The 23,565-nt window shown below is 71.4% G+C and carries 17 protein-coding genes; 7 read left to right on the forward strand and 10 right to left on the reverse strand.

Annotated elements, in window-relative coordinates:
* Position 1: 1 nt before the first annotated feature.
* From DY157_RS06530 to DY157_RS06540, 3 genes are read right to left on the reverse strand one after another with little or no spacing between them, the layout of a single operon-like run.
* Entirely contained in the window at positions 2-901 is a 900-nt protein-coding gene (locus tag DY157_RS06530; protein ID WP_115727752.1) for a type II secretion system F family protein, read from the reverse strand.
* Positions 898-1,758, reverse strand: coding sequence for a type II secretion system F family protein (locus tag DY157_RS06535; protein ID WP_115727753.1), 861 nt, complete (start codon positions 1,756-1,758; stop codon positions 898-900). Before DY157_RS06535 ends, DY157_RS06530 begins: the two co-directional genes overlap by 4 nt.
* On the reverse strand, positions 1,755-2,972 hold the full coding sequence (locus DY157_RS06540; RefSeq protein ID WP_115727754.1) for a CpaF family protein: 1,218 nt from the start codon (positions 2,970-2,972) through the stop codon (positions 1,755-1,757). The genes DY157_RS06535 and DY157_RS06540 overlap by 4 nt, the downstream gene beginning before the upstream one ends.
* 160 nt (positions 2,973-3,132) lie before the next feature.
* Here DY157_RS06540 and DY157_RS06545 point away from each other — a divergent pair, with 160 nt between their 5' ends.
* Complete coding sequence (locus tag DY157_RS06545; RefSeq protein WP_407923465.1) at positions 3,133-4,248, forward strand: phosphotransferase; 1,116 nt, start codon at positions 3,133-3,135, stop codon at positions 4,246-4,248.
* Positions 4,249-4,329: 81 nt separating this feature from the next.
* Here DY157_RS06545 and DY157_RS06550 read toward each other — a convergent pair whose 3' ends face one another.
* Positions 4,330-7,710: an ATP-dependent helicase gene (locus DY157_RS06550; RefSeq protein WP_235827086.1), complete on the reverse strand. Its 3,381-nt coding sequence runs from the start codon at positions 7,708-7,710 to the stop codon at positions 4,330-4,332.
* On the reverse strand, positions 7,710-10,823 hold the full coding sequence (locus DY157_RS06555; protein ID WP_115727756.1) for a UrvD/REP family ATP-dependent DNA helicase: 3,114 nt from the start codon (positions 10,821-10,823) through the stop codon (positions 7,710-7,712). The genes DY157_RS06550 and DY157_RS06555 overlap by 1 nt, the downstream gene beginning before the upstream one ends.
* 75 nt (positions 10,824-10,898) lie before the next feature.
* Between DY157_RS06555 and DY157_RS06560 the strand changes: the two genes are divergently transcribed.
* A complete protein-coding gene (locus tag DY157_RS06560) occupies positions 10,899-11,123 on the forward strand; it encodes a DUF3107 domain-containing protein (protein ID WP_115727757.1) in 225 nt (74 codons plus the stop codon).
* A 135-nt stretch (positions 11,124-11,258) separates the two neighbouring features.
* On the opposite strand, the gene DY157_RS06565 is transcribed toward DY157_RS06560, so the two are convergent.
* Positions 11,259-11,888 carry a ferritin-like fold-containing protein gene (locus tag DY157_RS06565; protein WP_115727758.1) on the reverse strand — a complete coding sequence of 210 codons (630 nt, stop codon included), beginning with the start codon at positions 11,886-11,888 and terminating at the stop codon, positions 11,259-11,261.
* A gap of 137 nt (positions 11,889-12,025) precedes the next feature.
* Between DY157_RS06565 and DY157_RS06570 the strand changes: the two genes are divergently transcribed.
* From DY157_RS06570 to DY157_RS06590, 5 genes are all read left to right on the forward strand, one after another.
* The gene (locus tag DY157_RS06570) at positions 12,026-12,721 is read left to right on the forward strand and encodes a FadR/GntR family transcriptional regulator (protein ID WP_115727759.1); all 696 of its coding nucleotides are present in this window, start codon (positions 12,026-12,028) and stop codon (positions 12,719-12,721) included.
* A 124-nt stretch (positions 12,722-12,845) separates the two neighbouring features.
* Positions 12,846-14,285 (forward strand): four-carbon acid sugar kinase family protein, encoded by a 1,440-nt coding sequence (locus DY157_RS06575; protein WP_115727760.1) that lies wholly within the window; start codon positions 12,846-12,848, stop codon positions 14,283-14,285.
* Between the two features lie 87 nt (positions 14,286-14,372).
* Positions 14,373-15,254: an NAD(P)-dependent oxidoreductase gene (locus DY157_RS06580; protein WP_115727761.1), complete on the forward strand. Its 882-nt coding sequence runs from the start codon at positions 14,373-14,375 to the stop codon at positions 15,252-15,254.
* Between the two features lie 7 nt (positions 15,255-15,261).
* Positions 15,262-16,632, forward strand: coding sequence for a GntP family transporter (locus DY157_RS06585; RefSeq protein WP_115727762.1), 1,371 nt, complete (start codon positions 15,262-15,264; stop codon positions 16,630-16,632).
* 238 nt (positions 16,633-16,870) lie between these two features.
* Positions 16,871-18,577, forward strand: a complete 1,707-nt coding sequence (locus DY157_RS06590; protein WP_407923456.1) for a DEAD/DEAH box helicase — start codon at positions 16,871-16,873, stop codon at positions 18,575-18,577.
* Positions 18,578-18,709: 132 nt separating this feature from the next.
* Here the strand turns inward: DY157_RS06590 and DY157_RS06595 are convergent, their stop codons facing one another.
* The 4 genes from DY157_RS06595 to DY157_RS06610 all read right to left on the reverse strand — a co-directional run bounded on the left by DY157_RS06595 (position 18,710) and on the right by DY157_RS06610 (position 23,319).
* Complete coding sequence (locus tag DY157_RS06595) at positions 18,710-19,525, reverse strand: beta-carotene 15,15'-monooxygenase (protein WP_115727764.1); 816 nt, start codon at positions 19,523-19,525, stop codon at positions 18,710-18,712.
* Complete coding sequence (locus DY157_RS06600) at positions 19,525-20,229, reverse strand: ABC transporter ATP-binding protein (protein WP_115727765.1); 705 nt, start codon at positions 20,227-20,229, stop codon at positions 19,525-19,527. The genes DY157_RS06595 and DY157_RS06600 overlap by 1 nt, the downstream gene beginning before the upstream one ends.
* Positions 20,226-20,648: a GntR family transcriptional regulator gene (locus tag DY157_RS06605; RefSeq protein WP_115727766.1), complete on the reverse strand. Its 423-nt coding sequence runs from the start codon at positions 20,646-20,648 to the stop codon at positions 20,226-20,228. The genes DY157_RS06600 and DY157_RS06605 overlap by 4 nt, the downstream gene beginning before the upstream one ends.
* Positions 20,649-20,952: 304 nt before the next feature.
* On the reverse strand, positions 20,953-23,319 hold the full coding sequence (locus DY157_RS06610; protein WP_115727767.1) for a glycogen/starch/alpha-glucan phosphorylase: 2,367 nt from the start codon (positions 23,317-23,319) through the stop codon (positions 20,953-20,955).
* Positions 23,320-23,565 lie beyond the last annotated feature (246 nt).

Here is a 23,565-nt window from a genome sequence, read left to right on the forward strand (position 1 = left end):
TTCAGGGCGCCAGCTCGAGCGCCATGAGGCCCGGATAGAGGGCGAAGAGAACGGTGACGGGGAGGATGAGGAAGACGACGGGGAAGAGCATCGCGATCTCCCGTTTGCCGCCCTCCTCGAGAAGGCGCTGGCGCGACGCCTCCCGGATGTCGCGCGCCTGGTCGTGGAGGACCCGGGCGAGCGGCGATCCCCGCTCGATCGCCGTGATGAGCGTCTGGCAGAGCCGGTCGAGGGGCGCGGAGTCGTTGCGCTCGGCGAGCTCGGCGAGCGCCCGGGTCGACGGCGTGCCGAGCCGGATCTCCGCTGTCGTCCGGTCGATCTCCTCGGCGAGGTCGCTTCGCGAGATGCGCGCGATCCTCTCGAGTCCGGCGGGAATGGACTCGCCCGCTCCGACGGCGAGCGCGAGGAGCTCCGACGCGTCGGGCACCTGCGCGTCGATACGGCGTTGACGGCTCCTCGCACGATGCGTGAGGCGGCGATCCCAGCCGCTCGCGCCCCCGACGGCTCCGAGGAGAACGAGGAGGACGAGGACCGCGACTCCCCGGCTCCCTTGCGCGAGGACGAAGGGAGTCGCGACGAGGGCCGCGAGCGCGATTCCGCCGATCCCCGCGATCGCCTGCTGGAGGCGGAAGAGCGGGAGGTCGGGGGTCCGGCCGAGGAGGACGAGTCGCTTCTCGACGGAGGAGCCCGTCGACCCGAGGGACTCGAGGAGGGCGACGAGCCAGGACCCCTCCGAGACGACGGCGCGCAGCCCGGGGCGCGCCGGCCGTACCCGACCGGCCGCGACTCTGGCCGCGAATGTGGTGCGCCTCGCGTCGATCGCGCGTGCGATGAGGAGGAGTCCGAGGGCGAGGGCGAGCCCGGCGAGGACGGGGAGTGCGGCGTCGAGCGATCCGGTCATCGCATCGTCCTCGGATCGACGCTGAGGCGCCCGACGTACTGCATGGCGAGGTAGGCGACGACGCAGAGAGCGGCCCCGGAGACGAGGACGAGGACCCCGCCGGGCGAATTCCACGCCTTCGCGGCGCTCGGCTGCGCGGAGATCATGACGAGGACGATCCACGGCGAGACGACGGCGAGACGAGCGGCGTTGACCGTCCACGATTGGCGGGCCTCGAGCTCTCCTCGCACGCGCGCGTCCTCGCGCAGGAGTCCCCCGAGGTCGCGCAGGAGCACGGAGAGGTCCGCCCCGCCGACGTCCCGGGCGAGCCGCAGGGCCTCGACGATCCGATCCGCGACCGGATCGGCGAGGCGCTCCTTCAGTCGGGTGAGCGCGGTGTCGAAGCGCCCCTCGGCGCGGTAGTCGATCGCGAAGGCCGCGAATGCGGGTCGCAGCTCGAGCGGACCGGTCTCTCCGAGATCGGAGAGGAGTTCGGGCAGGCCCGCCCCCGCGCGCACTCCGGACACGAGGGAATCGATGACCTCCGGCCAGGCCTCGCGCGCCTTCTTCGCACGGGCGCGCGAGCGGGCCGAGACGATCATCTGCGGGAGCGGGAGAACGACGGCGGAGACGACGCTGGCCACGGCGAGCACTCCGGTCTGCGCGAGGACGAGGACGAATACGGCGAGCGAGAGGACGAGCGTCGCCGCGATGACGCGTCCCGGAGTGAGTCCGCGGATCCTCGCGCGCGTCACCTGGTCGGACCAGGCGAGATACCAGAGCGGCGGGCCGATCCGCACGACGGGCGCCCCGATGAGCGCGGTCATGACGAGGACGCATCCGACGCCGAGGACGAGTCCGACGAGAACGGCGCTCATGCCCTCTCCCCCGCCAGGATCGCCGCGAGGTCGTACCCGGCGGCTGAGAAACGGTCGTGGAGTTCGAGGACTCCCGCGCCCCGCGTCGCGCGCCGCCCGTCGAAGCGCCATATTTCGGAGGCCTCGATCCGCTCGCCCTCGACGCGCCCGGGGAGGTGGAGGATCTCGGCGAGGCGCCTGCGCCCCTCCCGGTCGCGCTCGACGTGGCAGACGAGGTCGACGCTCGCGGCCAGCGTCGGGACGACGAAGGTCGAGGTGACGTTCTCCCCGGCGAGGAGCGGGAGCATCGTGAGCTTGGAGAGCGCCTCGCGCGCCGAGTTCGCGTGGACCGTCGCCATGCCGGGCACGCCCGCGTTGAGCGCGAGGAGGAGATCAAGGGCCTCGGGGCCTCGGACCTCGCCGACGACGAGGCACTCGGGGCGCATACGCAGCGTCTCGCGCACGAGGTCGCGCAGCGTCACCTCGCCCCGCCCCTCGATATTGCCGGGACGCGTCTGGAGGGCGACGCAGTCCCTGTTCGACAGTCCGAGCTCGAAGACCTCCTCGCAGGAGATCACCCGCCGCGTCCTCGGCACTTCCCCGACGAGGGCGCGCAGGAGCGTCGTCTTGCCCGCCTGCGTCGCCCCCGAGACGACGACCGACAGTCCCGAGGCGACCGAGGCGGAGAGGAACTGCGCCATCGACGCCGAGAGCATGCCGGCGTCGACGAGATCGGCGAGGCTCCGCGCCCTCTGGACGTGCTTGCGGATGTTCACCGACCAGTGGCGACCGGCGACCGGCGGGATGACGACGTGCAGGCGCTCGCCGCCCTTGAGCATCGCGTCGACGAAGGGGCTCGAGAGGTCGAGGCGGCGCCCGGAGTGGTGGAGCATCCGCTCGACGAGGTCGCGGACCTGGCGGTCGGTGAGGATGACCGTCGTCAGCTCGGGGATGCCGTTGCGGGCGACGAACACCTTCGACGGCGAGTTGAGCCAGATCTCCTCGACCTCGGGGTCGTCGAGGAACGGCTGGAGCGGCCCGAGCCCCGCGATCTCGGCCATGAGCTCGTGCGCGAGGGCGTCGCGCGCCTCCGCCGACATCGGCGGGGAGAGGAGGTCGATCGCCTCGTCGACGAGCGCGCCGATCGTCTCCGAAGCGGTCGACGGATCGACTCCGCGCGCGGCGAGGCGCTCGCGGATCCATTCCACGTGGTCGTCGTAGGCGGCGTCGGCCATGGGTCGCTCCAAGGGCGGGGCCTTCTATGAGGCGCATCACTGCATCGGGGTTCGCCCGAAACTATCAGCCGCCCTCCGACCACGACAAGCCGGGCCCGACGGCTGTGGATGCGCGCGCCGAGGAGGGCCCGACGGGGACGGCATGTACCGTGGGGGCGTGATGCGCGCGAAGACCCCCCTCGAGCTCGCGGCCCTCGCGACGGCCGCCGTCCCCGGACTCCAGATCGCCGGTCTGCGCCCGCCCCAGTACTCCGACGAAGTCCTCTCCGTCACCGGCGTCATCGACACCGCCGGGAACCGGTGGACGGTGACGTGCCCGCACGACACGGTCGGCGGCCTCGACCTCGACGCCGAATCCGGCGTCCTCGCGCGCCTCGCGAAGGCGACCGATGCGAAACGGATCCCCTTCGACGTGCCGCGCATCCACGGAACGACCCTCACTCCGCAGGGCGACCGCGTGATCGTCCACCAGGACCTCGGGGGTCGGACGATGGAGGAATCCGACTTCGACGACCCGCACGTCCTCCCCGCCTCGCTCGGCAGGGCCCTCGCGGCGCTCCACAACCTCCCCGAGGTGATCTACACGGGGATCCACCTCCCCTCCTACACGGCGACCGAGTGCCGCGACCGGCACCTCGCCCTCCTCGACGAGGCCGCAGCCCAGGTCCTCATCCCCGCGAATCTCTGGAACCGGTGGGAGGCCGCGCTCGACGACGTCGCCCTCTGGCGCTTCGCCCCCGCCCCCATCCACGGCGACCTCCAGGGCAACTCCGTCGTCGTCGACGGCGGCGCCGTTCGCGCGATGACGGGGTTCTCCTCGGCTCACGTCGGCGACCCCGCTCAGGACGTCTCCTGGGTCCTCGCCCAGGCGTCCGACACCTTCCTCGACCGCTTCCGCGAGGCCTACTCGCGCGAGCGCACGGCGACCGACCTCCAGCTCTTCACCCGGGCCCAGCTCCTCTCCGAGCTCGCGATCATCCGCTGGCTCGTCCACGGCCTCCACGCCGAGGACCGCTCCATCATCGCCGAGGCCCGCGAGATGCTCACCGATCTCTCCTCCGACCTCGGCGACGCGCAGCTCGTCGCACGCCGCGAACCCGTCGTCGCGCCGTCGATCGACGAGGCCGGGGCCGCGCGCTCCACGAGCGGGGACGATTCGGACGACTCCGCAGCAGAATCCGCCGACGTCCACGAGGCGCCGACCGAGCGACTCGACCTCGGCCCCTTCGGCCGCGCCGACTCGGACGGCGAAGATCCCGACGACGACGCGTCCTGAGAGGCGATCGTCCCGCCGATGGCGGGACGGCCCGGCGCGTCCGGCGGCCCGGGCGACGCCGCCGACCACTTCAGCGGGATCTCAGGCTCGCGCGAGCGACTCGGCGAGCAGAGCGTCGATCGACGTCCCCTCGTCGATCCCGGCCATCGCCTCGACCTCGTCGAGCGCCATCACCCTTCCCGAGGCGACGAACGCGACCAGCGCCCGGATCTCCCCCTCCGACGTCCCATGGACGGCCGACCACGCCGAGCGGTAGAGGCGCAGCTGCGTCGCGAAGTAGCGGAGCGTCGAGGCGTCCGTCCGCGACGTCGGCGCGATGCCCGACTTCCAGTCGACGACGACGATCCGGCCGTCGGCGTCCTCGAAGACCGCGTCGATCCGGCCCGTCACCGAGATCCCCGCGACCTCGAGAGCGAAGGGCTCTTCGATCGCGAGCGGTCGCCCGTTCCGGACGATGTCGAGCGCGGCGAAGTTCTCCTTCATCCGAGCGAGCCGCTCCCGTCCCTCTTCGTCAAGGGAGTCCTCCCCGACGATCGGCTCATCCCAGAGTTCCCCGCTCGCCTGATGGAGCTGGCGCTCCGCCCAGGCGTGGAAGATCGTGCCGAGCGAGGCACCGGCGCTCGGCGCCTGCGGCACCGGACGGCGCATGTCGAGGGCGAAGCCCGAAGGGTCCTCGATGAGGCGCGACACCGAGGTCGCGGGCACGCGATCGCGCCAGAGGACGAACTCCCCGGTCTCCGCCTCGAGTCGACGCTCCTCGAGGAGAGCCACGACGTCGCGGACCCGCTCCGAGGGGCCGAGATCGTCGAGGACCTCGAAGACGTCGGCATCGGTGCGCAGGCCCGCGCGCGCCCGTCGGACCCGATCGGCGGCCCCGGCGATGAGGACGCGCGAGGGCCCGGGCTCGAGCGGGAAGTCGACCTCGGGCTCGGCGATGAGGAGACTCGCGACCTCCTCGGGATCGGGGCGCTCGGCGACGCAGTCGGCGAGATCCTTCAGGGTTCGACGGATGTCGGCGGCCGCGCCCTCGTCGATCGGAAGGACCGCTCCGTCGCCGCGAACGACGGCCCCCGTCGCGATCGCCCCCTCGAGGTCCTTGACGAGCGCCGCTCGCGACTCCTCGAGGTAGCGCGACGGGAATCGGGCCGTCTTCCCGCTGTCGATCCACGCTCCGACGAGGAGTTCGTCGTGCTTCGCCCGCGTGAGGGCGACGTAAGCGAGTCGGCGCTCCTCGCGCTCCTCATGCGCTCCGAGGGCCGGCTTGTAGTCCTCTTTGAGCCACTTCGCGAACGAGGCCGAGGGGGTCTTGGCCCGCGAGAGGTCCATCTCGAACGCCGGGAGGTCCGCCGCATCGCCGCGCAGCGGATGCGGAAGTTCATCCGCCGAGTTCACCCACCCGATCGATCCGGGCGGGTCGGCCCGCCAGTCAACGCTGTTCCCCCTGTGCGAGGGGAAGTCGCAGTCGGTGAGGCCGAACACGATCACGGAGTCCCATTCGAGGCCCTTCGCGGCGTGGACGGTGAGGATCTGGACGGCGCTCGGGTCGGGTTCGATCGCGACGCCCTCCAGCCCCCGTTCCTCCGACTCGGCGGCATCGAGCCAAGCGAGGAGGCCTCCGAGGCTCGCCCCGTCGACGGTGGACTCGAAATCGGCGACGACGTCGATGAACGCGTCGAGCGCCTCGCGCGCGCCGCCGCCGAGCGGATCCGCGATCGCGTCGTCGAGGATCCCCATGATTCCGAGGGCCCGCTCGCACAGTTCGACGAGTCCCCTCCCCCGCATGGCCCGCAGCCTGCGGAGCCTGCCGCCGAGGATCCCGACGCGACGGACGGCGGCTCCCGAGATCGCCGGAGCGTCCGCGTTCCTCCTCCAGCCGGGGGCGGGCGGCGCGTCGACCGCCTCGAGGAGGATCGCCGAATGCTCGTCGCGCCCCGCGCGCCGCGCGAGTTCGCGGGCCCACTGGCCGAGGGCGGCGAGGTCGGCGGCTCCGATGTCGGCGCGCACGAGGAGTCGGGCGAGCGCCGGGGAGGCCGCGACGTCATGAGCGATCTCCAGGGCCGCCCGCAGATCGGCGACGGCCGGCTGGTCGAGCAGTCCCCCGAAGCCGACGATCTGCGTGGGAATGCCCCGCTCCCTCAGGGCCCGATCGAGGGGGAGGAAGTGCTTGCGCTTGCGCGTGAGGATCGCGATCGATCGACGGTGCGCCGGGTCCTTCTCGCGCAGTTCGGCGACGCGGTCGACGACCGCGCGGATCTCCTCGGCGCGGTTCTTCGCGAAGGCGATGCGGACTTCTCCCTCGGACGCCGCGGGCGACTCGACGAGGACGGGCGAGGCTGCGGCGCGGGCCGCCTCGCGAAGAGGTTTCGCGACCGCGTTCGCGGCGACGAGGATCCGCCGATCGTTCCGCCACGCGGTCGACAGGCCGAGCGTCTGCTCGGAGGCGGCCTCTCCCGATTGGAAGAGCGGGAGGAAGTTCTCGAGCGAGGAGGCCGAGGCGCCGCGCCACCCGTAGATCGCCTGGTTGGGATCGCCGACGGCGGTCACAGGGTGATCGTGGAAGAGCGCGGAGAGGAGGCGCATCTGGATGACCGAGGTGTCCTGGAACTCGTCGAGGAGGACGCAGCGGTGCTCGGCGCGGATCTGCGCGACCGCCTCCGGGGATTCGGTGACGATCCGAGTCGCGAGGGCGAGCTGATCGGGGAAGTCGAGGACCCCTTCGTCGCGCTTGCGCGCCTCGAACGCCGCGATCGGGTCGAGGAGGGCGATCCTTCGGGCGTTCGCCCTCCTCGCACTGCGCGCGTCCGGGTTCGACTCCCCCGCCTCGGCGAGCTCTGCGTCGAATTCGGCGAGGGCCCTCCGCCCGGCGTCGACCGAGAGCCCGTGCTCGGAGAGCTGCCCCGCGAGATGGAGCGCCGCCCTCACGCCCGAGGAGATCGAGAGGTCGGGGTCGAGCGCCCGCGGCCACTTCGAGAGGATATCGGTCATGAGCTGAACGGCCCCCGCCTGGCCGAGCATCCGGAAGTCCGGATCGCAGCCGATCCTCAGGCCGTGCTCCGCGACGATCCGCTGGGCGAAGGCGTTGTACGTGAGCGCGACCGGCTCCTCGTTCGGATCGAATCCGCCGAGGCGCTTTCCGAGCAGGCGCACGCGCGAACTCAGTCGGGCGCCGAGCTCGCCCGCCGCCTTCTTCGTGAAGGTGAGACCGAGGACGGACGCGGGTGGCACGTCCTCGTGGTTGCCGACGATCCAGAGGACCCGCATCGCCATCGTCTCGGTCTTCCCTGACCCGGCGCCGGCGACGACGAGCAGGGGGCGCAGCGGCGACTCGATGATCCGCACCTGCTCGTCGGTCGGCGTCACGTCCTTCGCCTTCTCGCCGGCCGCCCGCGCCTCCTCGGTGATGATGCGCTGAACATCGAGTGCGGAGAGCATCCCGATTCCCTCCATCCGTCCCTCGCTCATCAGTCCACCGTCCTTCGCCCCGCGTCGACCGCCGGGCAGGCGCGCCGGAATTCGCACGTCCCGCACCGGCGCTCCTCGGGCTTCGCGCTGAGCGCGGCGCCCCGGGCGATCCGCCCGACCTCCTCGAGCCTCGTCATCCACTGCGCGCGCGCCTCGTCGTCGAGGCGCGACTGCTCGCGGGGGACGACCGTCGCGCCGAGGAAGACGAGCCGGGCGCCCACGACCTCGTACCCGAGGGCGGAGAGCGCGAGCTGGTAGACGGCGAGCTGTGGGTGCTTCTCCGCGTCCGGCTTCGTCACCGGGTCGCCGGTCTTGAGGTCGACGATCCGCACGCCGCCGTCGACGTGCTCGATCCGGTCGAGGCGCCCGGAGACGACGACGTCGCCGATCCGCGCCTTCACGGTCGTTTCGACCTCGACGTCTCCGGGCACTCCGGCCGCGTAGTCCGCGAAGGCGGCGACCTTCTGGCGCGCCTTCTCGAGGAAGCGGATCCCCTCCCAGGTCTCGCGGTCGATATCCATCCCCTCCACTCGAGCCTCGAGCAGCGCCTCGAGCTCCTCCGCGCTCCCGTGCGGGGCGGCCTCGGCGACTGCGTGGACGAGGGTGCCGAGGGCGCGCGCGTAGTCCGTGGGGCCACCGGCGCCGACCGAGCCGAGGAACCACTGGAGGGGGCAGTGAAGGGCCTGATCGATCCGCGAGGGCGACAGTCGTACGGGGCCCGAGGCGATGGGTCCGTCGGAGGAGAGGGGCCCCTCCCCTGTCCACGTGTCCGGGTCGGCCGCGCGCACGCCCTCGCGCGCGAGGAGCGCGAGGAGGAGTGCGGCGACGTCCTGATCCTCGACGTCGCCGGGGCGCGCGGCGGCGCGACGCAGATCGGCGACCTGTCCGGACACCGAAAGGGGCGCGGGCGCCGGCGCGAGAACGGGCCCCTCGGAGCCGAGAGAATCCGAGTAGGCCGCGAGGACGTCGAAGAAGGTCGAGGGGGCCTCGTTCTCCGCGGTCACGGCGCCGATATGGAGGACCTGCGAGCAGCGGGTGAGCGCGGCGGCGAGGAGCCGACGCTCGTCGTCGAGGACCGCGCGCCTCGCGACGCGCGGATCGTCGAGGAGGATCCTCTCGCCGGTCCCGGACTCCCCGAACCGACCCGCTCCGATGTCGGCGAGCAGATCGGCGCGCAGCGACCGGGTCCGCAGCCGCGTGTTCGGCCACGCCCCGTCCTGAAGACCGACGAGGGCGACGACCGTCCAGCGCCGCCCCATCGCCTGCGCGGGGGTGAGAACCGAGACGCCCGGCGGGCGCACGCCGACGGTCGCGATCGTGTCGAGGGGCACCGCCTTGTCGAGGAGCGCCCGCGCGAACTCGGCGGTCGTCGCGGTCGGCTCGCGCTGCTCGTGCACGTCGGCGACGCGCATGAGCGCGACGACCGCGTCGAGCTGGTCGTCGAACCACGAGGAGTCCTCGCCCCCGGAGAGCGCCCCCTCCCGCCACTCGTCGGCGATTCCGGCGGCGCTCCACACGCGCCACAGCCCCTCGCGAGGGCGTCGGCTCCGCGCGTCCCGCCCCTCCTTCACCAGCGTCGCCGCCGTCTCGAGGGCACGGGCGGTCGCTCCGTCGACCCGCCCCGTCCACAGCTCCGGTCGTTCGAGGAGGTCGTCGACGCCGACGGCCGGCAGGACGCCGGCCTCCTCGGGGTCGTCCTCCCCCTCGAGGCGGACTGCGAGATCCTCGAGAAGGCGATGGATGGCGAGCGGATCGCACCCGACGAGCGGGGACGCGAGGAGGGCGCGCGCGGCGTCCGCGTCGAACTCCGCCCCCGAGACGAGGAGGAGGAGCGCCCGGGTCGTCGGCTGGGAGGCGAAGTCGAAGACGCGCGAGGCGCTCGACACGGGAACGCCGCCGCGACGCAGGTGCCGCGCGAACTCCTCCGCGGCGCCCGCCGAGCGGACGATCACCGCCTGGTCCTCCCAGTCGATGCCGTCGCGCAGCCTGTGGCGTCGCAGCGCGTGGGCGATGTGGGCGCCGAGCTGGGCGTTCGAGCCCCCGAGGTGCGCCTCGATCCGGCCGGGCGCATCCTGGTCCACGACGCTGGCGCTCCTTCGCCCCGCGGGACCGGATTGGCCGATCGCCGAGGAGACGCGCCGCGCGACCTCGCGCAGGAGCGGCCCGCCGACGTGAACGTCCCCGAGTTCGAGGACGGGCGCGTCGAGGGCCGATGCGAGGCGGAGATCGAGGTGCGGCTCTCCGCCGCGGTAGGTGGCGATCGCGACGTCCGGGTCGGCGAGGGCGACGATGCGCGCACCGGCATCCCGCAAAGAGGCGAGAAGGCGGATCGTCGAGGGCGTGCAGTCCTGCAGATCGTCGACGACGATGACGTCGGGCACAGGGGCCCCGCACTCGACCCCGAGAGCCCCGGCGCGCTCCTCCCAGTGATCGACGAGGTCGGACGCGAGCGCCTGGATCCGGGAGAGATCGACGCGCAGAACATCGCGGTGCTCGACGCCGAACTCCGGCCCCTCGAGGTAGGCCGAGAGGAGTCGGCCCGCGGCCCGCCACTGGGGGACGTCGAATTCGCGGCCGGCCTCCTCGAGCGTGCGCCCGTCGAGTCCGGCCTCTCCGGCCCGGGCGAAGAGATCGCGGAGCTCGGAGCGGAAGGCGGGCATCCGCCGCATCGCCGGAGGCATCGAGTCCGGCCACGGCGCATCGACCTCGTCGAGGAGACGGGCGAGCAGCTCGTCCTGGAGGGCGCCCGTCACCAGCTCGACCGGACCGAGAGGATCGGGCCTGGCGACCCGCCAGGTCGTGACGACGAGGTGGGCGAAGGAGGCGGGAGTACGGACCGGGCGCACCGCCGTCGGGGCGAGCGCCTGGACGCGCGGGGCGAGGAGATCGGCGCGCGTGCGGTCGGGAACGAGGAGGAGCGGCTCCTCCCCCCGCGCGACCGCGTCGGCGAGGACCGCGAGGGCGAGCGTCGTCCGACCGGAGCCGGGAGCCCCGCGCACGACGATCGAGGCCGAGCGAGCGGCCTCGAGGGCCGTCGACTGGGCCTCGTCGAGGGCGGGCAGGTCCGCCCAGCCGGCCGGGCGCGGCCGGATCGCCACGTGGATTTCGCTCATGACGGAATCATCCCCCAGGCCGCCGTCGTTTGCGGCGCATAGCATGGGACCAGGACGAACACCTCGGAGGTTGCAATGAACATCATCATCGGCGTGCGCGGCTCCGCGCGCGAGCTCTCGCTCGATCTCGACCTCGAGCGCGACGACCTCGCGGCCCGCGTCGAGAAGGCGGTCGCGGACCAGTCGGTCCTCGACCTCGTCGACGCGAAGGGACAGAGGTACCTCGTACCCGCCCGCTCGATCGGATACGTCCAGATCGGCGAGCAGGTCGAGCGCCGGGTCGGCTTCGCGATCGGCTGACCGGCCCCGGGGCGCGGAGCCGACCGCGCCCCCGCATGCACCGGGGCGGCGGACGCATCGCGTCCGCCGCCCCGCCGCGTCTTCGTCCCCCGGGAACCCCGCCCCGTGGAGGATGGGAGTCCGGAAGAACGGGCCTCAGGCCTTGAGGTTGATCTGGGTCATCCGCTCTCCGTGGCGCTTCGTCACGTAGGCGACGATCGCGTCGACCGTGTCGGGGTCCTTCGCGAGCGAGGGGTGGGTGAAGAGAGTCGAGCGGACGAGGCCGAGCACCTCGCCGGCGACGCGCCTCGCCCACAGCGACAGGCGCGCGGCGAGCTGCGGGTCCTCGGCGGTGAGCGGCGCGAAGTGCGTCCGCTCCCACTCGCCCTGCGTGAGGTCCCAGGGCGCGGACTCCTCGTCGAAGAGCTCGTGGCGCTGGGCGACCTCGAGGAGGAGGTCCCCGACGATCCCGACGGTCACGTAGGTCTTGACGGACCGCTCGAACCAGGTCGTCGGCCGCGTCCTCGTATCGAGGTCGTCGTAGAGGCCCGAATAGGCGCCCGCGGCGGCCGTGAGGTCGAGTCCGCGGTGCTCGGCCCAGATCTCGAGCTGCTCGAAGATCTCGAAGGAGCGCGCCGACATGCGGGCGTGCTCGATGTGCGCCTCGATGGTGGGCGCCTGGTCGCCGTCCTTCGCGAGGCGGGTCATCGCCGCGAGAGCGGAGTAGGCGAGAAGGCCGATGACTTCGGCGTCGTCGGCGTCGACGGGTGCGTACTCGGTTGCCATGCTCCAAGAGTAGCCTCGCCGCGACGCCGCGCCCCTTCAACCGGCGCGGAGCTTGGTCCATCGGCCGTGGTCGGATTCCCCGAAGCCTCTGAGCTCTGCGCGGATATGGGAGAATCGCGGGGAGGAAGGGAGCTCCCATGCGCAAGGATCTCGTCGACGCGACCGTCGACGCCGTCGTCGATCGGATCCTCAGAGGGACCTACCGCGAGGGCGATGCCCTGCCGGGCGAAGTCGATCTCTCCCAGGAGCTCGCCGTCTCGCGCCTCACCGTCCGCGAGGCCGTCAAGGTGCTGAAGGAGCGCGGCGTCCTCGACGTCGTGCAGGGCCGCGGCACCTTCGTCGCCGATCGCTCCCGCTGGACCGACCTTCCGACGCTCATCGCCGTCTCCCTCGCCGAGTCCTCGCCGCGCGAGGTCGGTCTGCGCCTCGTCGAGCTGCGCCGGATGATCGAGGTCGGGGCGGCCGGCCTCGCCGCGCGGAATCGGAGCGACGAGGACGTCGAGGCGCTCGCCTCGCTCATCGAGGAGATGGACGCGGCGGGCGACGCCGGCGACATCGCCGCCAACGTCGAAGCCGACCTCGCGTTCCACCGCCGGGTTCTCCTCGCGTCGCGCAATCCCTTCATCCCGGTCGTCATGGCCCCGCTCGAGCGCGCGCTCCACGAGTCCCGCCTCGTCACCGCTTCCCACCCCGAGGTCCGCGAGCGCGCGCAGGGTCACCACCGCGCGATCCTCGACGCGATCCGGACGCGCGACGAGGAGGCGGCGAAAGACGCGATGCGCGCGCACATGACGCAGACGCGCCTCGATCTCATCGCGAATACCGCGGAATAGAGCCTTTTTCGACAACTCCTCTGAGGACCTCTTGCCAAACCCGGCGGAACGTCGTACCTTGGTCCCAGTCCTCAGAGGTCTGAGCAATGTGGCTCAGACGCGAGGCAGACACGAAGGAGTGATCATGCCGCTCATCCCCCGCGACGACCTGCTCGCAGGGCTCCCCCCGACCCCCTCGATCAGCGCCGCCGATGTCGCGGCCGCCCAGGCAGCCGCCTCTCGCGCCCCGATCCACGTCGTCCTCGACGACGACCCGACCGGCACCCAGTCGGTCGTGAACCTCCCCGTCCTCACCTCCTGGGAGGTCGCCGACTTCGACTGGGCGCTCGCGACCGGCGCCCCCGCCGTCTACGTGATGACGAACTCCCGCTCCCTCGCCCCCGCCGACGCCGAGCGCGTCAACCGCGAGGTCGTCGCCGCGGCCCTCGAGTCGGCGCGCGCCCTCGGCGCCGACGTCGACTTCGTCTCGCGCTCCGACTCGACCCTGCGCGGCCACTACCCCCTCGAGACCGACACGATCGCCGACGCCCTCGAGACCGCGACCGGTCGCTCCGCCGACGGCGTCGTCCTCGTCCCCGCCTTCCCCGAGGCCGGGCGCATCACCGTCCACGGCGTCCACTACGCGGGTTCTCCCGACAAGGGCTACCTCCCCGCCGCCGAATCCGAGTTCGCGAAGGACAACACCTTCGGCTACGCCCACTCGCCGCTCGCCGAATGGGTCGAGGAGAAGACGGACGGCGCGAGGCGCGCCGCCGACGTCCTCGTCATCGACATCGAGACCCTGCGCACCGACCCCGAGCGGACCGTCGAGATCCTCTCGAGCGCGATGGACTCGACCCCGATCGCCGTCGACATCGTCGAAGCGGCCGACCTGCGCGCCCTCGCCCTCGCCCTCATCCGCGCCGAAGAGGCCGGATCGCGCTTCATCTACCGCGTCGGCCCGCCCTTCGTCCGCGAGCGCATCGGCCAGGAGACCCACGCGCCCCTCACCCCCGCTGAGATCGAGGAATCGCGCTCCGGCCGGCCCGCCACGGCCGGCGGCCTCGTCGTCGTCGGCTCGCACGTCGGCGTCACCGCGCGCCAACTCGACCATCTGACCGCCCGCGAGGACGCGCCCGTCCTCGTCCTCGACTCCGCCCGCATCCTCACCGGCGACGACCCGCAGGGGTGCATCGCCGATCTCATCGACGAGGTCGTCGCCGCACTCGCGAAGGGGACGGCGATCCTCCGCACCTCCCGGGCGATGCTCTCCGGCTTCGACCCCGACACGGCGCTCGCCCAGGCGCGCGCGATCTCCTCCGCGATCGTCGCCGTCGTCCACGGCGTCATCGAGCGGACGACCCCGCGCTTCGTCGTCGCCAAGGGCGGGATCACCTCCTCGGACGTCGCCTCCAGGGGCCTGGAGATCCGCCGCGCCCGCGTCATCGGCCCGATGCTCCCCGGCATCGTCTCCCTGTGGTCCGCGATCGACGGCCCCGCCGCGGGCATCCCGTACATCGTCTTCGCCGGCAACGTCGGCACCGACGAGTCCCTCGCGGACGTCGTCGGCAAGCTCGAGCTCTGACCCCGGCGCCACTCGCGCCTCCCCCGGCGCGAGTCGTCGCCCCGTATTCGCCTCACCCCGTATCACCAGAATTCCAGGAGAAGAACGATGTCGTTCAGAATCGCAGTCCTCGGTCTCGGCGCCATGGGCCTCCCCATGGCCGCCAACCTCGCGAAGTCCTTCGACGTCGTCGGCTACGACCTCTTCGAGGCGCGCCGCGACCTCGCGACCGCCCAGGGGCTCGGAGTCGCCGCCACCGCCCCCGAGGCGGCGACCGGCGCCGACTTCGCCCTCATCGCGGTCCGCAACGCCGCCCAGCTCGAGGACGTCCTCTACGGCGAGCAGGGCGTCGTCCCCGTCCTCGCGGAGGGCGCCACGATCATCCTCACCTCGACCGTCGGCGCCGCCGCGGTCGAGGGCGTCGCCGCCCGCCTCGCCGACGCCGGCCTCGGCCTCGTCGACGCGCCCGTGTCCGGCGGGCCCGTCCGCGCCGGAGAGGGCGACCTCCTCGTCGTCGTCGGAGCGACCCCCGCGGTCTGGGAGCGCGCGAAGCCCGTCCTCGACGCGATGGCCGGAACCCTCGTCCTCGTCGGCGACGAGCCCGGTAAGGGCCAGTCGATGAAGACCGTCAACCAGCTCCTCTGCGGCGTCCACATCGCCGCCGCGGGCGAGGCCCTCGCCCTCGCGGGCGCCCTCGGCCTCGACCAGCGGATGGTCCTCGACGCCCTCATGGCGGGCGCCGCCGAATCCTTCATGCTCGGCAACCGCGGTCCGCGCGCCATCGAGGCGTACGAGGGCGCGGAGCCCGAGGTGTGCTCGCGCCTCGACATCTTCGTCAAGGACATGGGGATCGTCACCGCCGCCGCGAAGAGCGCCGGGATCTCCGTGCCGGTCGCCGCCGCCGCGGAGCAGCTCTACGTCCTCGGCAACGCGCAGGGCCGCGGCGCCGACGACGATTCCACCGTCATCCGCGTCGTCTCCGCGAAGTGAGCCCCCGATGAGCGCCGGACTCCTCCTCCTGATCGCCGTCGCGGCGATCGCCGTACTCCTCCTCCTCGTCATCAACGTCAAGATGTCGGCCTTCGTCGCGATGCTCCTCGTGTCGCTCGGCACAGCGCTCGTCACCGGCATCGCGCCCGAGGAGATCGTCACAACCCTCCAGGACGGCATGGGCAAGACCCTCGGCTCGGTGATGATCGTCGTCGGCCTGGGCGCGATGCTCGGCCGGATCATCGAGACCGCCGGGGGCGCCGACTCCCTCGCCCGCTCCTTCACCCGCAAGCTCGGCGACAAGCGCGTCATCGGCGCGGTCGTCGCGGCTGCCTTCATCCTCGGCATCCCGGTCTTCTTCGACGTCGGCTTCATCATCCTCGCGCCGATCGTCTTCGGCTTCGCCCGCGTCGCAGGCATCAACCCCCTGAAGATCGGCCTGCCGGTCGCCGGCGCCATGCTCACCGTCCACGTCGCGATGCCGCCCCACCCCGGGCCCGTCGCCGCCGCCGGCATCACCGGCGCCGACACCGGCATGATGATCCTCGTCGGCCTCCCGATCTGCGCGGCGACCGCCCTCGTCGGCCACTTCGCCGCGAAGCTCATCAAGGTCGACCACCTCGAGATCGGCGAGTCCCCCGCGACCCAGCACCTCGGGTCGGTCGGCTCCGCGGGCGCCGACGGCGTCCTCGCCCCCGAGCGGAAGGCCCTGTCCGCCGGACTCGTCGTCCTCCTCATCCTCCTGCCGATCGTCCAGATCATGGCGGGCACGGTGTCGAACATGGTCCTCGCGGACGGCGCCGCGAAGAACTGGATGGGCCTCATCGGCTCCTCGCTCGTCGCGCTCCTCGTCGCGGTCATCGTCGCGTCCCTCGTCGTCGGCCACCAGCAGGGCTGGGGACTCGAGAAGCGCGGGTCCGTCATCGACTCCGCCCTCCCCGACGTCGCGGTCATCGTGTTCGTCACCGGCGCCGGCGGCGTCTTCGCCTCCGTCCTCGTCGCCTCGGGCATCGGCGACGCCCTCTCGAAGGAACTCGTCGCCCTCCACATGCCGCTGATTCTCGCCGGATTCCTCATCACGGTCGCCCTTCGCGCCTCCCAGGGCTCGGCGACCGTCGCAATCCTCACGAGCGCGGGCCTCCTCGCCCAGCCGATCGCCGACGCCGGATACTCGCCCCTCCAGATGGTGCTCGTCACCCTCGCGATCGGCTTCGGCGGCCTCGGCCTCTCCCACATCAACGACTCCGGATTCTGGATCGTCACGAAGTACCTCGGCCTGTCCGTGAAGGACGGCCTGCGGACGTGGACGGTGCTCTCCACGGTCCTCGGTCTCACGGGCTTCCTCCTCACGTGGGGAGTCTTCGCCCTCGTGAGCTGAGCCACGAACGCCGAGCGCACAGGCCCGGCGGCACGAGGGAGGGGACGGCGGAACGAGCCCGCCGTCCCCTCCCCTGTGAGCACCCCGACTCGTCCGGCCGCGGCCGCCGCCCGTACAATGGGGGGCGACCACGGCTGACCGGTCGCAACGACTGCGAATTTCGCGCCTCGCGCGCGCCCCGATATTGCGCGATCGGCTGCCACCCCCGACCCGGGATCCCCGGGAGGAAAGGCGGATCGTGACCACCACGACGCACGAGGGCGCCGACGCGCCCGAAAACACCCAGACAGCCGAAGCCCCCGCCGCGAAGCGGACCGTCGAGTACTCCGCGGGCGTCGTCCGCCTCGGGGACATCGTCCCCGTCGCGACCGAGCCGGAGGCGACCCCCGACATCGTCGACACCGGCGACGAGGACCTCGAGCACAAGACCTTCGCCGACTTCGGCGTCACCGACCCGATCGTCGACGCCCTCGAGGACAAGGGGATCACCCACCCCTTCCCCATCCAGGCGCTCACGCTCCCCCCGGCCCTCGACCGGCACGACATCATCGGCCAGGCGAAGACCGGCACGGGCAAGACCCTCGGCTTCGGCATCCCCGTCCTCGAGGACGTCATCGCCCCGGACGAGGAGGGCTACGACGAGCTCCTCAACCCGGACAAGCCGCAGGCGCTCATCGTCCTGCCGACCCGCGAGCTGACGAAGCAGGTCGCCCAGGACCTCCGCGACGCCGCGAAGTACCTCTCGACGCGCATCGTCGACATCTACGGCGGCGTCGCTTTCGAGCCGCAGATCGAGGCGCTCGAGAAGGGCGCGGACATCGTCGTCGGCACGCCGGGCCGCCTCATCGATCTGCTGCGCCGCGGGATCCTCCACCTCAACGGCGTCGAGACCGTCGTCCTCGACGAGGCCGACGAGATGCTCGACCTCGGCTTCCTCCCCGACGTCGAGACCCTCCTCTCCCGCGTCCCCGCCTACCGGCACACGATGCTTTTCTCGGCGACGATGCCCGGCCCGGTCGTCGCGCTCGCCCGCAAGTTCATGGAGCACCCCACTCACATCCGCGCCCAGGATCCCGAGGATCAGAACCAGACGGTGAACTCCGTCAAGCAGGTGATCTACCGCGTCCACGCGATGAACAAGGTCGAGGTCGTCGCCCGCATCCTCCAGTCCGAGGGCCGCGGTCGCACGATCATCTTCTGCCGGACGAAGCGGACCGCCGCGCGCCTCGGCGAGGACCTCACTGAGCGCGGCTTCGCGGTCGGCGCCCTCCACGGCGATCTCGGTCAGGGCGCGCGCGAGCAGGCGCTGCGCGCGTTCCGCAAGGGCAAGGTCGACGTCCTCGTCGCGACCGACGTCGCGGCCCGCGGCATCGACGTCGACGACGTCACCCACGTCATCAACTACCAGTGCCCCGAGGACGAGAAGATCTACATCCACCGCATCGGCCGCACCGGTCGCGCGGGCCACTCGGGCACGGCCGTCACCTTCGTCGACTGGGACGACACGCCCCGCTGGTCGCTGATCTCCAAGGCGCTCGGTCTCGGCGTCCCCGAGCCGCTCGAGACCTACCACACCTCCCCCCACCTCTACACCGACCTCGACATCCCGGCCGGGACGACGGGCCGCCTCCCGAAGGCGAAGCGGACGCTCGCGGGCCTGTCGGCCGAGGTTCTCGAGGACCTCGGCGGCTCGACGCCGCATTCGGATTCACGAGGCCGGGGCCGCGCGTCCGGCAAGGGGGGACGCGGGCGCACGCACTCCCCCGAGCGCAACCGTCGCTCGAAGGACGGCGATCGCGAGATGCGCGCCGGACAGCAGGGACGCTCCGATCGAGGCACCCGCGGGCGAGGTCGCGGCAACCACTCGCAGGCCGCCGATTCCGCGCCGAAGGCGCCGCGTCAGCGCATCCGTCGTCGCAAGGGCGGAGAGTCCTCGGGCGAGTGATTCTCGCGCGGCGCTGATCGAATCGCAGGAAGCGCCCCTCGGCCGCCGGGAACGGCGGCCGAGGGGCGCTTCGTCGCGGTCGGCGCAGGGACCGACTCCGCGGCTCGGAGCGGGTCCGCGGCCCCGCCCTCGTCAGCGCAAGGAGGTCCGCTTCTCGACGGAGGAGATCCCCCACCAGACGACACCCGCCGTGAGGAGGAGGGTCGCCGGGAGCATGCCGAGCCCGAGGAGGTGCGGGTCGGAGTTCGTACGGACCGCGTCGACGAAATCGGGGAGCATCGTCGCCCAGACGAATCGGCGGGTGGTGAAGTCGATCGCGCCGGGGATGAAGAGGATCCCGACGAGCGAGGCGATCTGAGCGGCGACGTAGAGGAGGACGAGCCCGAGGGCGGGGACGGCGAACCCATGACTGTTCCAACGGCCCTCGGCGCCGATGCTCATGACGGCGGCGGCGCCGAAGACGACGTTGGCGACCGACACGAGGAGTCCGACGACGACGAGGGCGACGATCCAGGAGGGAGCGCCGTCAAGACCGGAGAGGGCCTCGTCGAGCACCGCCCGGAAGGTCGTTCCGCGCTGGTGGGCCAGCACCGCGAGATTCGCGAGGATGCCGGCGCCGGCGACGAGGTAGCCGATGAGGCCGCTGCAGTAGGCGAAGAGGGTCTTCGCCCAGAAGTGGTCGCGGCCGCGCGCCGGGATCGAGTGCGTGAAGTAGCCGCGCGCCCCGTACATCGTCGTCCAGTAGGAGGCGCCGAGCGCGATGAAGAGGAGGAGCGGGCACGTGATGCACGCGAGGACGACCACGGACTGCGCGAGCGCCGAGAAGACGGGGAGGTCGAGCATCGCGAAGCCGAACGATACCGCGCCGACGAGCAGGCAGACTCCGATGATCGTCGCGACCTGCCGACCGTTCTCGCGGATTTCCTGTGCGAAGAGTCGGGAGAGCATCAGCGGTACACCTTCCGGAAGAGGCGGTCGAGGGACATTCCGTGCTCGTCGCGCAGGTCGTCGACGTTCCCCCGGAGGAGCAGGCGACCGGCCTTGAGCATGACGACGTCGTCGAGGATCGGCTCGACGTCGGCGATGAGGTGGGTGGAGACGAGCAGGAGGGCGTTCTCGTCGAAGTCGCGGAGCATCCCCTGGAGGATGACGTCGCGCGCGGCCGGGTCGACGCCCGAGATCGGCTCGTCGAGGAGGTACACGCGCGCCCGCCGGGCCATGACGAGGGCGATCTGGAGCTTCTCCCCCATGCCCTTCGACATCTCCTTGAGGCTCCTGTCGGCGGGCAGGCCGAAGAATTCGACGGTCGCGCGGGCCTTGTCGGCGTCGAAGTCCGCGAAGAATCGCGCGTAGAGGGCGATCGCCTTCTCTGGGGTGAGCGCGGGGTCGAGGAAGTCGGCGCTCGGGAGGAAGGCGACTTCGGCCTTCGTCGCCGGGCCGGGGGCTCTCCCGTCGATCTCGACGCGGCCGTCCCATTCGGCGAGGACGCCGGCGAGGATCTTCAGCAGGGTCGTCTTGCCGCAGCCGTTCTCGCCGACGAGGCCCGTGATGCGGCCCGGGACGAGATCGAGGGTGAGGTCGGCGAGGGCGGGCGTCCGCCCGTAGGTCTTCGATAGGTGCTCGATTCTCACGAGCGGTGCGGTATCGGTCATCGTGCGCCTCCTCGCGCAGTGGCGTCGGCGCCGGTCGCGGCGCCGCCTTCGGAGTCGGAGTGGGAGTCGTTCCAGTGGCCCTCGAGGAGGGCCGTGGCCTCGTCGAGGCCGAGGCCGAGTCCGCGCAGCGCCGCCGCGTGGTCCCGGGTGGCGCCGACGGCGAGTTCGCGGCGGACGGCGCCGATGAGGGCCTCGTCGGAGGTGACGAAGCGGCCCTGGGCGCGTTCGGCGGTCGTGAGGCCCTCGCGGTCGAGTTCGCCGAGGGCGCGCTGGACGGTATTGGGGTTGACGCCCTCTGCGAGGGCGAGTTCGCGGACGCTGGGGATCCTCGAGGACACCGGCCAGGCGCCCGAGGCGATCCGCGTGCGGAACGCCGAGACGAGTTGGACCCAGATCGGTCGGGAGTCGTCGACGCCCATCACGCCTCCTTTCAGTGTCACTGTATTAATACAGTCATACAGTGCCACACCGGCGCGACTGTGTCAAGGCCTTCATACAGTCGGGGGTTTCGCCGTCCCTCCCTCCGGCCGTCCGCCCCGTCCTCGTCGATCGATCGACGAGGACGCGGCCGCGCGCGACGGGCCGAGTGGGACGGCGACTGCGCGATCCGGCGCACAAAGGGCACCACGTGCCCGAAAACGGCGTACGCGCCCGAAAACGGCGGAGGGGCGGACCCGGATGGGCCCGCCCCTCCACAGCGCCCCCACCAGGGGACGCGCGCGATCAGTCGATCGGCGTCGCCTCGAGCTTCCACACCTCGTTCGCGTAGTCGCGGATCGTGCGATCGGACGAGAAGCGCCCGGACTTCGTGATGTTCACCCACGCCTTGCGGGCCCAGCCGCGCACGTCGGCGTAGTCGGCGGCCATGCGGTCCTTCGCCTCGCGGTAGGAGGCGAAGTCGCCGAGGACGTAGTAGACGTCGGCGGGCTCGTAGCCGGCCTCGAGGAGCGACCAGCGCAGGTCGTGGAACCAGCCCGAGCCGTTGTCGTCGAGGGTCCCGTCGACGAGCGCGTCGAGGACGCGCTTGAGGCCGGGGATGTTCTCGTAGTGCCAGCGCGGATCGTAGTTCTTCCGCAGCTCGGGGAGCTCGTCCTCGGTGGCGCCGAAGATGTAGGCGTTCTCGTCGCCGACGGCGTCGAGGATCTCGACGTTCGCGCCGTCGAGGGTGCCGAGCGTGAGCGCGCCGTTCATCATGAACTTCATGTTCGACGTGCCCGAGGCCTCCTTGCCGGCGGTCGAGATCTGCTCGGAGACGTCGGCGGCGGGGATGATGTGCTCAGCGGGCGAGACGTTGTAGTTGTGGATGAAGACGACCCTGATCCGCCCGTCGATGTCCTCGTCCGAGCTGACGAGGTCGGCGATCGCATTGATGAGCTTGATGACGCCCTTCGCGCGGATGTAGCCGGGGGCGGCCTTCGCGCCGAAGATGAAGACGCGCTTCGGAACGTCGAGCGAGGGGTCGTCCTTGAGACGGAAGTAGAGGTCGAGGACGTATAGCGCGTTGAGGAGCTGGCGCTTGTACTCGTGGAGCCTCTTGATCTGGACGTCGAAGATCGCGTCGGGATCGATGTCGACGCCCTCGCGCTCCTTCACCCAGGCGGCGAAGTCGACCTTGTTGTCGTGCTTGATCTCGGCGAGCGCATCGAGGACCGCGTCCGTCGACGCCTCGGTGAAATCGTCGAGGACGGAGAGGTCGGTGACCCACGCGTCCGAGCCGGTGACCTCGTCGAGGAGGGCGGCGAGCCTCGGGTTGCACTGCTTGAGCCAGCGGCGCGGCGTGACGCCGTTCGTCTTGTTGTTGAAGCGCTCGGGCCAGATGTCGTGCCACTGCTTGAGCGTCTCGCGCTTGATGATCTCCGTGTGGAGGGCGGCGACGCCGTTGATCGAGTACGAGGCGTAGCAGGCGATCCACGCCATGCGGACGGTGTTGCCGGAGACGGGCGCCATGTAGTCGATCGTCGCCTGGTCGAGGCCGCGCTCGGCCATGTCGAGGCGGAAGCGGCGGTCGATCTCGCGGACGATCTCGGAGATGCGCGGGAAGAGGCGATCGAAGATCGTCATCTCCCAGGTCTCGAGGGCCTCGGCGAGGACGGTGTGGTTCGTGTACGCGAAGGTCTTCGTGACGATTGCCCAGGCGTCCTCCCAGCCGAGCCCGTGGACGTCCATGAGGAGGCGCATGAGCTCGGGGATCGCGAGGACCGGGTGGGTGTCGTTGAGCTGGATCGCGTTGTAGTCGGCGAAGTCGGAGAGGTCCTCGCCGTGGTGGGCGACGTAGTTGTCGACGATCGCCTGGAGGGACGCGGAGCAGAAGAAGTACTGCTGGCGGACGCGCAGGACCTTGCCCTCGAAGGTCGTGTCGTTCGGGTAGAGGACGCGCGAGATGTCGTTCGTCCGCTCGCGGTCGACGATCGCGTCGGTGAAGCGCTGTGAGTTGAAGGCGTCGTAGTCGAATTCCTCGACGGGTTCGGCGCGCCAGAGGCGGAGCGTGTTGACGTTCTTCGTGCCGTAGCCGGTGATCGGCATGTCGTAGGGGATCGCACGGACGGTGAGGTCGGCGTAGGAGACGATCCGCTGCTCCTCCTCGCGGCGGATGATGAAGGGGTAGCCCTCCTCCATCCACGGGTCGGGGTGCTCGGTCTGGAAGCCGTTGTCGAAAAGCTGCTTGAAGAGGCCGTAGCGGTAGAGGATGCCGTAGCCGGCGACCGGGAGATCGAGGGTGGCGCAGGAGTCGAGGAAGCAGGCGGCGAGGCGCCCGAGGCCGCCGTTGCCGAGGGCCGCGTCGGGCTCCTCCTCGAGGACGACGGAGAGGTCCTGACCGTATTCGGCGAGGGCGGCGCGCGCCTCGTCGACGAGCCCGAGGTTCGAGAGGTTGTTGAGGAGGGCGCGTCCCATGAGGAACTCGGCGGAGAAGTAGTGCTCCTGCCTGCCCTGCGCGTAGGTCTCGGTCGTGTCGGCCCAGCGGTCCGCGATCCGGTCGACGACCGCGGCCGAGAGGCCCTGCCAGAGCTCCATCGTCGTGGACTTGCCGACCGGGCGGCCGGAGACCGCGCGGACCTGCGTCGCCAGGGTCTGGTGGAGGTTCTGCGTCATGAGTACTCCCAGTGTTGTGCAGTGCTCTGCGCGCCCTCGAGGCGAGGGCGCGCCGTCAGGGGCAGCCTACCCGCGCGCGATGGGTCGTTCCCTCGCCCCGTCGCGGCGCGGACCGTGTTCGGCCGTCCGCCCCTTGCGCACACTGTACCCCGAAATCCCGGAAACGTTTCCGTCCTTGGAATTCCTTCTCGAAGTCCGTCCCGCAGGTCCGCGCGCCCGTCGATCGACGAGGCCGGGGCGGCGCAC

The sequence above is a fragment of the Actinomyces culturomici genome, assembly GCF_900499005.1.
GTDB lineage: Bacteria > Actinomycetota > Actinomycetes > Actinomycetales > Actinomycetaceae > Pauljensenia > Pauljensenia culturomici.

Excerpts from the sequence above, each read along its gene's own strand:
- DY157_RS06600 (WP_115727765.1), bottom strand. The coding sequence starts at position 20,229 with ATGACCGATACCGCACCGCTCGTGAGAATCGAGCACCTATCGAAGACC.
- DY157_RS06535 (WP_115727753.1), bottom strand. The coding sequence starts at position 1,758 with ATGAGCGCCGTTCTCGTCGGACTCGTCCTCGGCGTCGGATGCGTCCTC.
- DY157_RS06605 (WP_115727766.1), bottom strand. The coding sequence starts at position 20,648 with ATGGGCGTCGACGACTCCCGACCGATCTGGGTCCAACTCGTCTCGGCG.
- DY157_RS06545 (WP_407923465.1), top strand. The coding sequence starts at position 3,133 with ATGCGCGCGAAGACCCCCCTCGAGCTCGCGGCCCTCGCGACGGCCGCC.
- DY157_RS06580 (WP_115727761.1), top strand. The coding sequence starts at position 14,373 with ATGTCGTTCAGAATCGCAGTCCTCGGTCTCGGCGCCATGGGCCTCCCC.
- DY157_RS06565 (WP_115727758.1), bottom strand. The coding sequence starts at position 11,888 with ATGGCAACCGAGTACGCACCCGTCGACGCCGACGACGCCGAAGTCATC.
- DY157_RS06555 (WP_115727756.1), bottom strand. The coding sequence starts at position 10,823 with ATGAGCGAAATCCACGTGGCGATCCGGCCGCGCCCGGCCGGCTGGGCG.
- DY157_RS06540 (WP_115727754.1), bottom strand. The coding sequence starts at position 2,972 with ATGGCCGACGCCGCCTACGACGACCACGTGGAATGGATCCGCGAGCGC.
- DY157_RS06585 (WP_115727762.1), top strand. The coding sequence starts at position 15,262 with ATGAGCGCCGGACTCCTCCTCCTGATCGCCGTCGCGGCGATCGCCGTA.
- DY157_RS06570 (WP_115727759.1), top strand. The coding sequence starts at position 12,026 with ATGCGCAAGGATCTCGTCGACGCGACCGTCGACGCCGTCGTCGATCGG.
- DY157_RS06610 (WP_115727767.1), bottom strand. The coding sequence starts at position 23,319 with ATGACGCAGAACCTCCACCAGACCCTGGCGACGCAGGTCCGCGCGGTC.
- DY157_RS06575 (WP_115727760.1), top strand. The coding sequence starts at position 12,846 with ATGCCGCTCATCCCCCGCGACGACCTGCTCGCAGGGCTCCCCCCGACC.
- DY157_RS06595 (WP_115727764.1), bottom strand. The coding sequence starts at position 19,525 with ATGCTCTCCCGACTCTTCGCACAGGAAATCCGCGAGAACGGTCGGCAG.
- DY157_RS06530 (WP_115727752.1), bottom strand. The coding sequence starts at position 901 with ATGACCGGATCGCTCGACGCCGCACTCCCCGTCCTCGCCGGGCTCGCC.
- DY157_RS06560 (WP_115727757.1), top strand. The coding sequence starts at position 10,899 with ATGAACATCATCATCGGCGTGCGCGGCTCCGCGCGCGAGCTCTCGCTC.
- DY157_RS06550 (WP_235827086.1), bottom strand. The coding sequence starts at position 7,710 with ATGAGCGAGGGACGGATGGAGGGAATCGGGATGCTCTCCGCACTCGAT.